Genomic DNA, 10,888 nt, shown 5'->3' with positions numbered 1-10,888 from the left:
TCGGCGAAGCCGGCGGTGGCGGCGCGGACGCGGGCCACGTCACCGGCGCCCGGCCGGCCGAGCGGGCCACGTACGCGGGCCTCGCCGCGCCGGTCGGCCAGCCCGGTGAGCGCGGCCAGCGTGAACGTGCCCGCGGTCAACACGGTACGGCGGTTGAACAGGTCGTCCTCCCCGAGCGTGGCCAGGCGCGCGACCGGGTCTCCGCGCCACGGGTCGTCGGCGGGCGGCACGGTCCCGGGGTCCGGCCAGCCGAGGTGCCCCGGGCGCAGCTCCGGCCGGTTGAGGCGGCGGCGGAACGCCTCCACGGCGGCGTGCACGGCCTCGGGCCTGGGCACCGTACCGGTCAGCCAGTGCCCCACCGCAGAACGGTCGTAGTGGATCCGCTCCCCGGTCTCGGCGGCGACGGCGTTGACGTGCTGCGCGGTGGCGGCGTGCGTCCAGCCCGCCTGCTCGATCAGCGTGGCGAGGGCCCGGTTCGCGACGGGGCGGGTGCGTCGTGGCGGCATCGCAATCTTCACATCGCTTCACATCGCGGTGCTCTCGACGATCCGCCGTGCGCAGCGCACCGTCAATAGTGCGGACAGTGATGTGATGGCACGCCTGTGGTCACCGACGGCCGGCGGCTGATAGCGCGGGGCAGAACGGAGGAGGAGGCATGATACGCACGCGGACGGGTGGACTCGGTCCGGGCATGTCGCCCATGACGCCATGAACGGCTCGGCGTACATGAGGGACGGCATCGGCGACCCCCGCCACAACCTCGGTCGCCACGTGGACGGTGCCCCGTTCGAGGTGGCGCACGCCGAGTTACTCGCGGCTCTCGCGGGACGGCCGCTGGTCGCGATCGACCGGTTCGGCACCGTCCTGCGTACCGGCTACACCGGGCCCAACCCCGTCGAGGCCCTGCGCCCGGCGCTGAGCATCGGCTGCTACCCGGCCTGGGACCCGGCGCTGCCCGGCATGGTCGTCGCCGCCGAGGACCGTACCAGCGTACGGTCGGTGGCCGAGCGGCAGGGCTGGCTGCGCCGCGTACGGCACGACGCCGCCCGGCACCTGGTCAAGCTCGATCGCCCGCCGGTCATCTCCACCTGCTTCGCCGGTGCCCAGTTGCAGGAGCTGGCCCACGGCGGCACGATCGCGGCGATCGACCCGGGGGTGCGGGCCACGATCGAGGCCCGGCACCTGTTCGACGACCTGCTGCGGGCGGCCGGGGTGCCCGCCGTTGCGCGGATCCGCTGCGTACCGGCCGAGCGGCTGCCCGGCCTGGCCGAGCTGCGCCGCGCGGTCGGCACGGAACGGGTCGTGGTGCAGGCCGGGGGCGGGTCCGGCGGGCGCGGCACCGTGATCGTGTCGGGCGAGGACGACATGGGACGGGCGGCGCGGCTGCTGGGGCCGTACCGGGTGGCGGCGTACGTGGAGGGGCGGCCGTGCGCGGTCACCGTCCTCAGCGTCCCGGACGGCGCGGGCGGCGTCAGCGTGTACGTGGACCGTCCCGCGCACTCGGCCACCGGCGTCGCCGAGCTGGGCGTCGGCCCGCTGACCAGCGCCGGGCACGACTGGTCGCGCCCCTGGCCGGTGCCCGCCGCCGCGCTGCTCGTCGACTGCGCCGAGCGCATCGCGGTCTGGGGCTGGCGGCGGTACGGCGTGGCCGGGCTGTTCTGCCTGCACGCGCTGCTGACGCCGGGTGAGCGGGTCTACCTGTCCGCGATCAGGTGGCGGTACGACGAGAGCACCGAGGCGTCGGCCGCGAACCAGCAGGCCGTGGGGGTGCCGCCGTTCGTCCTGGCGCACCTGACCGTGATGTCGGGCGGGCGGGTGAGCTGGCTGGGAGAGCCGCACGAGTTCAACCAGCTCAGCCTGCTGCGCGCCGCCCGGCCCGGCGGGCCCTTCTCGGTACGGGTCCGCCTGAGGAACGAGTCGCCGGTACGGATCGCGCCCGGCCACCCCCCTGGCGTCTACCGGCTGGACCGGCACGGCCATCCGCACTGGGTCCGCCGGGGCGCGCACCCGGCCGACGCCCGCGCCGACGACGGCGAGTTCCTGCTCGCGGGCCTGCCCGCGCCGGACGTGGTGTGCCATCCCGGCGCCGACCTCGCCACCGTCGAGGCCGTCACGGACGGGTCGACCCAGCCCTTCCTCGACCCGGGCGGGGCCTCATCGTTCACGCGCCGGGTCGCCGCCGCCGTCCACCGCCTTTTCCAGCCCCACGACCCCTGACATCCCCAGCCCCACGAGCCGTGCCCATGATCCGGGCCCATGGGTCGGAGCCCGCGACCGGCGTGACGCGCCGGTCGCGAGACCGTCCGGGCAGACTCTGAGCGCCGACTCTGAGCGCAGACTCTCAGTACGGGTTGTCGGCGCAGGTTGTCAGCGCAGGCCGATGGCGCTTTCCCAGAACCAGTTCCAGCGGATCTCGTCGCGGAAGCGGACCGCTCCCGCCTCGTACAGGACGCCGATCGCGCCATTGCCGATGAGCGTCATTTCGGAGTATCCCGCGTGATCGTTGTCGATCCGCACCCCGGCGTTGTTCGTGGAGTTGTCGTAGTTCCGCCAGGTGGCGCCCTCGTCGAAGGACGAGCGTACGTTCATGCCCACGGCGTTGTTGTCGGTCTTCGGGGTGGCGGGCGCGGAGAGCAGGATGCGGGTGTAGGGGCCGCCGTCCCAGCGCTGGCGGAGGAGGGCGGGGTGGGTCGGCGGGGCGATGATGGCGCTGTCGGCGCGGAAATCGCCGTCGAAGGTCAGGCCACCGTCCTTGCTGAGGCCCCTGGCCATGCCGCGGGTGGAGGTGTGGTCGTCGGGGACCGCGCCGTTGCGGGCGATCACGAGGATGGACCCGTCGGTCCGCTCGACGATGGTCTGCTCGCCCAGCTTCAGGAACGACTTGTCGTACGTGGCGGTCGCGCCGATCTGCCACGTCTCGCCGTGGTCGTCGCTGTAGACGAGCCGTACGCTCTGGGTGCTGCCCACGGCGTAGTAGACGGGCACGACCAGGCGGCCCGCGTTGGCGCCGCGGGTGAGCTGGATCCCGTGCCCCGGCCCGGTGGCGAACCAGTCACCGGCTCCGGCGGGGGCCTTGATGTCGCCCGTCAGGTCACGGGGCGCCGACCACGTACGCCCGTCGTCCCGGCTGACCTGGACCTTGGGGGTGCGCGGGGTGGTCTGGGTGGCGGTCGGCTCTGAGGTCGTGAACAGGAAGACGGGTCCGGTCGAGTCGGCCACCAGGGTCGCGTTCCCCTGGAGGATCGCCCCCGTGGTGCTGGCCAGGACGGTCTTGCTGGCTTCCCAGGTGAGACCGTTGTCGGTGGAACGGCGCATGACGATGTCGAACGCGCCGTGGTCCGCGCAGTTCCTGTTGCGCCGCTCGGCGAAGGCGAGCAGCACGTTGTTCTTGGTCTTCACGACGGCCGGGAGCCGGAAGCAGGTGGTGAGCGTCGCTCCGGTCGCCGGGTCAGTGGTCGAGAACGATCTCCAGAGGGTCTGCTTGTGCCAGGTGAGGGTGGGCGGCTGAGCGGCCGCGGCGGGCGAGGCGCTGATCACCACGGCCGCGACGGCGCCGACCGCAGCGCCGAAGATCCGTAAGCTGGGCATGGAGTCCTCCATCTCGCGCGATTCGCGGTCATGATCTCATCCGGCCGCCGCGCTTCTGGGGCTCCAACCACAGCGCCACCGATACACCTGTGATACTCCGCGTCCCCGCTGACGACTGATACGCCCGGTGCTCCGCGTGTCGACCGATGACGGCCCGCGCGTGATCGCTTCGGCGTCACGGGCGGGCCCGAGCGGCCGGGGCGTCGGCCGGATCAGTAGCCGACGGTGAAGCGGCGCTGGACGTGCCGCGGCGCCTCGGCCTCGTCGATGACGGCGACGGCCAGGTCTTCTGCGGAGATGTCGCAGGTGCCGTCCTCCCGGACCAGGAGCCGGTCACCGCCCGTCCGGAACCGCCCGGTACGAGCCCCCGGCTCGACACGGCCCGCCGACGGGCTGACGTACGTCCAGTTCCGGTTGGACAGGCGGTAGAGGCCCAGCGCCTCCCTGTGGGCGAGCACGACCTTGACGTACTCCGGCGGCACCTGGAGCGCCTGCGGCAGCCCTTCGGCGAAGCCCTCGACGTCGACCACCTGGAGCCCCGGCCGCACTTCGAGGCTTCCCGCTCCCCCGATGACGATCAACCTGGCCACCGGATGCGACTCCAGCGCTTCGAGCAGCACCCGGGCCGCGCTCGGCAGCACGTCGGCGTTGGCGATCGTGTCGGGGATGTCCCGGCCGGAGTTGAGCGCGTTCACGACGACGTCCAGCCCTTGGAGGGCGCCCACGACGTCCGCCACGTCCAGGACGTCGGCCACCCGCCACGTGACCCCACCCGCCGTGACCCCACCCAGCGTCACCTCAGCCGGGTCGCTCGCCTCCGGCGGGATGCGCGCGGCGTCCCGGGTGAAGGCGACGACCTGGTGCCCGCGCTCCACCGCCTCGGCGACGACGCGTGACCCGATGACGCCCGTGGCGCCGAACACTCCGATACGCATGACTTCCTCCTTGTTCATGCACGTCACGGCCCTCGGAAGACCGCCGCCTAATAAGCGCCGTTCAATTGCTGAACGGTGTGTAGTAGCTGAACAGAGCATAGTCACTGAACGCGGTAAGGTGTCAACATGACCGAAGGCAGCAGGCGGGAGCGGCTGCGGGCCGAGACGGCACGCGAGATCAAGGAGACCGCCCTGGCGCTGCTCTCCGAGGGCGGGCCCGGCGCGGTCACCCTGCGGGCCATCGCCCGCCGCATGGGCATGACGGCCGGAGCCATCTACGGCTACTACGCCACCCGCGACGACCTGCTCACCGCCCTGATCGACGACGTCTACACGGCCTTGATGGACGAGATCGAGCAGGCGTGCGACGCGCTGCCCGCCGACGACGCCTCGGGGCGGCTGCTGGCGTGGGCGGAGACGTTCAGGAGGTGGTCGGTCGCCAACCCGGAGGGTTTCCGGCTGGTCTACGGGGAGCCGGTCCCCGGATACCGGCCGCCGCCGGGCGGGCCCGCGCCCGGGGCCGAGCGGCGGGCCTGCGCCGGGCTCGTCACCCTGGTGGCCGCCGCCTGGCCGTACCTGACCTCACCCGGCGAGGTGTCCCCGAAGGGCTCCCAAGAGATCTCGCCGTACGAGTGGTCCGACTTCGGGCCCGGCCTCGCCGACGAGGTGCGGGCGTCCCACCCCGGTCTGCCACCGTCCGCCGTCGCGCTGGCCCTGCGGGTGTGGGGGCGCATGCACGGGCTCGTCGCGCTGGAGGTGCACGGCCATCTGCGGGTTCAGGCGCGGCACCCGGACAAGCTCTACCGCGACGAGATCTGCGACCTCGTCACCTCCCTGGGGCTGCCCGCCCCAGGCCCCCGTCCCTGATCAGCGGCATCACGAGGCCAGGACGCGGGCCAGGGCATGCAGGGTATCCACCGGGGTGCCGGGCGGCGGGGAGACGCGGAGTACGGGCTCGCGCAGGTCCAGCGGCGCACGAGCCGTGGGGACCACCCCGACCAGGAGCGACGCCTCAGCGGCGCGGGCGGCGGCGCGTTCGGCCGTGTCGCCCGGCGGCGGTCTGAGCGTCACGAGGGCCGAGGGCTCGTCGTACGGCTCCACCACGCGCCACCCACCGGCCCCGTCGAGCAGCTCGCGGGTCGTCCGGCCGAGGCGGGCCAGATGGGCGTGGACGTCGGAGGGGCCGAGAGCCTGGTGTTCGAGCACCGCCACACCCAGCCCCACCCGGGCCGCGACGGCGCTCTCCGCGCTCTCGTAACGCGCCGCCCCCGGCACCGGCACCGGCTCGCCGACCTGCGACGACAGCTCGGCCCATAGCGCACCTTCGCCGTCCGACGACGGCTCAGGGCCAAAAGTCCCGGTGCCGAGAGTCCCATTGCCGAGAGTCCCATTGCCGCGCGTCCCGGTGCCGAGGGTCCACGTGTGGCCGCCGAGGGTGGGGGCGGGGGCGTCCATGGTGGTGGCCGGGGGCGGGGTGGCGGTCAGGGCGGGGATGATCAGGAAGCCGACCCCGCGCGGCCCGGCCAGCCACTTGCGCGACGTCCCCACGTACGCGTCGGCCCCCGCCCCCCGCACCTCCACGTGCCCCAGCGACTGGCAGACGTCCAGCACGTACGGCACCCCGGCCGCCCGGCACAGCTTCCCGAGGTCGTGGACCGGTTGCACGATCCCGGAGTGGGAGCCGACGTGGGAGACGATCACCAGGTCGAGCCCCGCCGCCAGCCGGGCCCGCAGACCGTCGGGGTCGATGCGGGACGAGCCGTCCACCGGCAGTTCGACCAGACACCAGCCGTGGCGGACGGCCAGGCGGTGCAGGAGCATCAGCGTGCTGCCGTACTCGGTGCGCGCGCAGCCGATGCGGGCTCCCTGCGGGAGCCGCCAGCCGCCCAGCAGGGCCGCCATCGCCGCCGTCCCGCTCTCCAGGAACGCCACGTCCCCCGGCCCGGCCCCGACCAGGGCGGCCAGGGCCTGCCGGCAGGCGGTGAGGTCGGGGACCGCGCGGTAGCCCCCGCGTTCGCGTTCCAGCCGCAGGTGCGCCTCGACCTCGTCGATCACCCGGTCGCTGGGCACGTTGCACCCGGCGGCGTCCAGATGGCCGGGCGGGATCACCGACCGGGCCGTCCGCCAGAACTCGGCGACCCGCGCGCCCTCCGCCCCCGTTTCCAGGGGAGGGCTCATGCCTCGGCCAGGACCAGCGTGAAGTCTCCGTCAGGGTCGGTGAAGCGGCGGCGTACCCGGAAACCGGCCGCCGTCAGCTCCTGATTCAGCCCTTCCGGACGGAACTTGGCGCTGATCTCGGTGCGCATCTCCTCTCCGGCCGCGAACTCCACCGTCAGCCCGAGCGCGCCGACGCTCACCCGCATGTCGCGGGAGGCGCGCAGCCGCATCTCGATCCAGTCGTGCCGGTCGTCGTACAGAGCCACGTGCTCGAACGCCTCCGGCTCGAAGTCCGCGTCCAGCTCCCGGTCGATCACCCGGAGCACGTTCCTGTTGAACTCGGCGGTCACCCCGGCCGCGTCGTCGTACGCCGCCACCAGCCGCCCGGTGTCCTTCACCAGGTCGGCCCCGAGCAGGAACGTGTCCCCGTGCCGCAGCGTGGCCCGCAGTTCCTTGAGGAACACCGCGCGCGCGACCGGTTCGAGGTTGCCGATGGTGCCGCCGAGGAAGGCCACCACGCGCCGCCCGCCGCGCGGCAGCAGCGCCAGGTGCCGTTCGAAGTCGGCGCACACGGCCCGGACGGCCAGCCCGGGGAAGCGTCCCGCCAGCCGCCGGGCGGCGGATTCCAGGGTGACCGCGTCCACGTCGACCGGCGTGTAGCCGCGCAGCGTGCCGGCCGCCGACATGGCCTCCAGCAGCAGCCCGGTCTTCTCGCTGGTGCCCGAGCCCAGCTCGACGAGGGTGTCCGCGCCGGCGACCAGGTCGGCCGCGTGGGCGCGCAGGATGGCCAGCTCGCGCCGGGTCGGGTAGTACTCGGGCAGCCGGGTGATCCGCGAGAACAGCTCGCTGCCCGTGGCGTCGTAGAACCATTTGGGCGGCAGCCACTTGGGCGAGGCCGTCAGGCCGTTCGTGACGTCCTCTTCGAGGGCCTGGCGCAGGTAGTCGCGGTGAAGGTGGTTGATCACATGCACGGTGGAATGGCTGACAGGCACGAGGGCCTCCTGAGGTGAGATCACAACGGCTGGACGCGTACGTCGTCGCGGGTGACGGTCAGCAGGGTCCGTTCGGGCACGGCCTGCCAGCCCGGCAGGTCGTCGAGCGGCTCGCTGGCCACCAGCACGCCGTCATGGAGTCGGCGATGGAACAGGGAGTCGCCCCAGACGGTCGCGGCGATGGACGCGCCGTCGCAGGCGAGCAGGTTCAGGCGGGCGTCGGGGTCCTTCCCCCCGGCCCGTACGACGACGTCGGCCAGCGCCTCGCCCAGCCCCGCGCCGGCGCGACCGCGTTGGAAGACGGCGGCCGCGACCCAGGCGGCGTCACAGGTGCTCTCGGCCGAGTCGGCGAGGTCCTTGACCGCATCGCGGTCGACGCGGCCGTTGTGGCTGAGCAGCCACGTCCGGTCGGCGAACGGCGCGGTCGCGCTCTCCTCGACCGGCATGCCCACGGTGGCCGAGCGCACGGCCGCCAGCAGGCAGGTCGAACGGGTCACCTCGGCCAGGGCGGGCAGGTTGGCGTCGGTCCAGATGGGCACGGCGCGGCGGTAGCGCACGGGCTCGGGGCGGGCGGGGACGTACCAGCCCATGCCGAACCCGTCGGCGTTGATCAGGCCCGCCCGCTGGTGGCGGGGCGCGTACGACTGGACGAGCAGGCCGTACTCGGGCTCCTGGACGAGCGAGGAGAGCGAGCGGGCGGCGCCCAGCCAGGCCGCGTGCCTGCACACCTCAGACCAGCTCCGAACGCGCGCAGCGGAAACCGGTGAAGATCTGCCGCCGGATCGGGTAGTCCCAGTTCCTGAACGTGGTCCGCACCGCCGCCGGGTCGGCCGCCCACGAGCCGCCGCGCAGCACCCGGTACTCCTCGCCGAAGAACACCTCGCTGTACTCCCTGTACGGGAAGCTGCGGAACCCCGGATACCCGTCGAACCACGAGGAGGTCCACTCCCACACGTCGCCCACCATCTGCTCGGCCCCGTAGGCGGAGGCGCCGCCCGGATAGGCGCCGAGCGGCGCGGGACGGGCGGCGCGGTGGCCGAGGTTGGCCAGCGACGGCCCGGGGGCGGCCTCGCCCCACGGATAACGCCGGGACCTGCGCTCCTCCGGGTCCCAGCCGCACGCCTTCTCCCACTCGGCCTCGGTGGGCAGGCGCTTGCCGGCCCAGCGGGCGTAGGCGTCGGCCTCGTACCAGGAGACGTGCTGGACGGGCTCGTCCATGGGGACGGGCTCGGTGCGGCCGAAACGGGTGCGCGACCAGGAGCCGCCGTCCCGCGCCCAGAAGAGCGGGGCCGTGACCCTGCTGCGCCGGCGCCACTGCCAGCCCTCCGGGGTCCACCAGCGCGGGTCGTCGTAGCCGCCGTCCTCGATGAACGCGGCGTAGGCGCGGTTGCCGACGGGGAGCCGGTCGATCCAGTAGCCGGGCAGGTCGACCTGGGTGGCCGGGCGCTCGTTGTCGTAGGCCCACGGCAGCGTGTCGGTGCCCATGAGGAACGGCCCAGCCGGCACGTGCACCTCCTCCGGACCCTCGGCGCGGCCCGGCGGCAGGTCGCCGTCGCGGACGAGGCCGGGCTGCCCGGAGAGCTGGAGGGTGGCGAGCATGGTCTCGTCGTGCTGGTGCTCGTGCTGGATGACCAGGCCGAACACGAACCCGTCGCGGTGCAGCGGCGACGGGCCCTCCAGGTCGACGGCGTCGAGCACGTCGAGAACGCGGCCGCGTACGCCCTCGATGTAGCGGCGGGCCTCGCCCGGGGGCAGGAAGGGCAGGCTGGGGCGGTCTTTGCGGGGGGTCTTGAAGGCGTCGTAGATGTCGTCGATCTCGGGGCGCAGCGGGGTGATGCCCGCCGCCGCGCGCAGCACCCACAGCTCCTCGTAGTTGCCCACGTGGGCCAGGTCCCACACCAGGGGTGACATCAGCGGGGAGTGCTGGCGTACCAGGAGGTCGTCCTCCGCCTGCGTGTAGGTCAGCGACCGGTCGCGGACCGCGAGGAGCGCGGCGGCGATGCGTTCCTTGAAGTCGTCCGCGTCCTTGAAGTCGTTTTTGAACGCGTCCTTGTCGGCGGGTGCGGTGAAGTCGGCAGGCTTGGAGTCGCTCATTGCAGTCCTTCGTCGAGCCAGGCCGGGGTCGGGTGTCCCGGCGTGCTGTCCATCAGGTCCATCAGGTCCGTCAGGTCCGTCAGGTCCGTCAGGTCCATTTGGTCGATCAGGTCGGCCGCGGGCGAGCGGCCGGTCGACACGTGCCGGTCGGCGAACGCGGCCACCTGCCCCACCAGGCCGGGCTCCGCGCCCAGCCGGGGCAGCGCCTCCAGCGCGGCGCGGAAGCACGTCTCGGCCGCCTCGCGCAGGCGCGGCTCGGCCAGCCCGCACCGCGCCGCCGTCTCCCACGGGTCCGGACTCCCGTTCACCCGCCGCCCCCTGCCACCTCCTGGGCCACCTCCTGGCTGCCCGTGCGGGAGGTACGGCTCCACGGCGGCCATCGCGGCGTCGCCGGCCCGGTCGTCGGTGACGAGGGCGTGCGTGACGGCCACGCACACCGGCCAGGCCGCCGGGTGCTGCGCGTCGAGATAGCGGATCTCCAGCCAGCCCCGGGGGCGCACCGGGGGGAAGAGCGTGGTGGCGTGGTAGGCCAGGTCCTCGGCGGTGGGCCTGCGGCGGCCGTCGCCCGAGGGCGCGCCGCCCTCCAGCCAGTCGCGGAACGTCGAGCCGTCGCGTACGGGGCGGTAGCGCTCGTCGTCCTCGCGGACCAGCATGAGCCGGGCGTCCAGCAGGTAGTCGGCCCAGTCTGCGGCGGGGTCGCCGGTGGCGGGCACGGGGACGGTCCTGGAGGGGTCGAGGTTGTTCCAGACGGCCTGCCGCCCGGACATCCAGCCGCACGGCCTGCCCCCGCTCAGCGGGGAGTTGGCGAACGCCGCCAGGAGCACGGGGCCGAGGGCGTGGGCGCGTTCCCAGCGGGTGACGGGCCGGTCGCCGAGGTCGAGGTTGACCTGGATCGAGGCGGTCGAGCACATCATGAGCGCCCCGTACGGCAGGCCGAGGAACTCGGCCATCGCCTCGTACCTGGGCAGGGTGAGCTGGCGGCGGGCCGGGCGTACCGGGTCGAGGCCCACACCGGCCAGCGCCAGCCCGGCCGCGCGCAGGGCCTCGCGCACGGTCGCCACGTCGCCGGCCAGGCGGGTCACCGCGCCGGGCAGCGGGCCCGCCGGCCCCGACAGTTCGAGC

At 73.7% G+C, this 10,888-nt stretch carries 10 protein-coding genes; 2 read left to right on the top strand and 8 right to left on the bottom strand.

What is annotated here, in order from left to right; translation table 11 throughout:
- Nucleotides 1-506: NsdA family TPR-like regulatory protein (locus tag ABD844_RS13020; RefSeq protein ID WP_486348540.1), on the bottom strand; the 506-nt coding region annotated here is incomplete at its 3' end.
- A gap of 202 nt (nucleotides 507-708) precedes the next feature.
- Between ABD844_RS13020 and ABD844_RS13015 the strand changes: the two genes are divergently transcribed.
- Nucleotides 709-2,217, top strand: a complete 1,509-nt coding sequence (locus ABD844_RS13015; RefSeq protein ID WP_344876459.1) for a hypothetical protein — start codon at nucleotides 709-711, stop codon at nucleotides 2,215-2,217.
- Between the two features lie 150 nt (nucleotides 2,218-2,367).
- Here the strand turns inward: ABD844_RS13015 and ABD844_RS13010 are convergent, their stop codons facing one another.
- Together ABD844_RS13010 and ABD844_RS13005 are read right to left on the bottom strand one after the other, a co-directional pair.
- Nucleotides 2,368-3,588, bottom strand: a complete 1,221-nt coding sequence (locus ABD844_RS13010; protein ID WP_344876457.1) for a sialidase family protein — start codon at nucleotides 3,586-3,588, stop codon at nucleotides 2,368-2,370.
- A gap of 212 nt (nucleotides 3,589-3,800) precedes the next feature.
- Nucleotides 3,801-4,523 carry an NAD(P)-dependent oxidoreductase gene (locus tag ABD844_RS13005; RefSeq protein ID WP_344876455.1) on the bottom strand — a complete coding sequence of 241 codons (723 nt, stop codon included), beginning with the start codon at nucleotides 4,521-4,523 and terminating at the stop codon, nucleotides 3,801-3,803.
- A 126-nt stretch (nucleotides 4,524-4,649) separates the two neighbouring features.
- On the opposite strand from ABD844_RS13005, the gene ABD844_RS13000 reads away from it, so the two are divergent.
- A complete protein-coding gene (locus tag ABD844_RS13000; protein WP_344876453.1) occupies nucleotides 4,650-5,390 on the top strand; it encodes a TetR/AcrR family transcriptional regulator in 741 nt (246 codons plus the stop codon).
- 9 nt (nucleotides 5,391-5,399) lie between these two features.
- Here ABD844_RS13000 and egtE read toward each other — a convergent pair whose 3' ends face one another.
- The 5 genes from egtE to ABD844_RS12975 form a co-directional block, all read right to left on the bottom strand.
- A complete protein-coding gene (gene egtE, locus ABD844_RS12995) occupies nucleotides 5,400-6,701 on the bottom strand; it encodes an ergothioneine biosynthesis PLP-dependent enzyme EgtE (protein ID WP_344876451.1) in 1,302 nt (433 codons plus the stop codon).
- Nucleotides 6,698-7,672, bottom strand: coding sequence for an L-histidine N(alpha)-methyltransferase (gene egtD / locus ABD844_RS12990; RefSeq protein WP_344876449.1), 975 nt, complete (start codon nucleotides 7,670-7,672; stop codon nucleotides 6,698-6,700). Before egtD ends, egtE begins: the two co-directional genes overlap by 4 nt.
- A 20-nt stretch (nucleotides 7,673-7,692) precedes the next feature.
- On the bottom strand, nucleotides 7,693-8,400 hold the full coding sequence (gene egtC / locus ABD844_RS12985) for an ergothioneine biosynthesis protein EgtC (RefSeq protein WP_344876447.1): 708 nt from the start codon (nucleotides 8,398-8,400) through the stop codon (nucleotides 7,693-7,695).
- Nucleotide 8,401: 1 nt separating this feature from the next.
- Entirely contained in the window at nucleotides 8,402-9,766 is a 1,365-nt protein-coding gene (gene egtB, locus ABD844_RS12980) for an ergothioneine biosynthesis protein EgtB (RefSeq protein WP_344876445.1), read from the bottom strand.
- The coding region (locus ABD844_RS12975) for a glutamate-cysteine ligase family protein (protein WP_344876443.1) at nucleotides 9,763-10,888 on the bottom strand (1,126 nt) is incomplete at its 5' end. The genes ABD844_RS12975 and egtB, both read right to left, overlap by 4 nt.

It is taken from the genome of Nonomuraea antimicrobica (assembly GCF_039536965.1).
Taxonomy (GTDB): Bacteria; Actinomycetota; Actinomycetes; order Streptosporangiales; family Streptosporangiaceae; genus Nonomuraea; species Nonomuraea antimicrobica.
This window is presented reverse-complemented; position numbering and strand designations above follow the sequence as displayed.

Excerpts from the sequence above, each read along its gene's own strand:
- egtB (WP_344876445.1), bottom strand. The coding sequence starts at position 9,766 with ATGAGCGACTCCAAGCCTGCCGACTTCACCGCACCCGCCGACAAGGAC.
- ABD844_RS13005 (WP_344876455.1), bottom strand. The coding sequence starts at position 4,523 with ATGCGTATCGGAGTGTTCGGCGCCACGGGCGTCATCGGGTCACGCGTC.
- ABD844_RS13015 (WP_344876459.1), top strand. The coding sequence starts at position 709 with ATGAACGGCTCGGCGTACATGAGGGACGGCATCGGCGACCCCCGCCAC.
- egtE (WP_344876451.1), bottom strand. The coding sequence starts at position 6,701 with ATGAGCCCTCCCCTGGAAACGGGGGCGGAGGGCGCGCGGGTCGCCGAG.
- ABD844_RS13010 (WP_344876457.1), bottom strand. The coding sequence starts at position 3,588 with ATGCCCAGCTTACGGATCTTCGGCGCTGCGGTCGGCGCCGTCGCGGCC.
- ABD844_RS13000 (WP_344876453.1), top strand. The coding sequence starts at position 4,650 with ATGACCGAAGGCAGCAGGCGGGAGCGGCTGCGGGCCGAGACGGCACGC.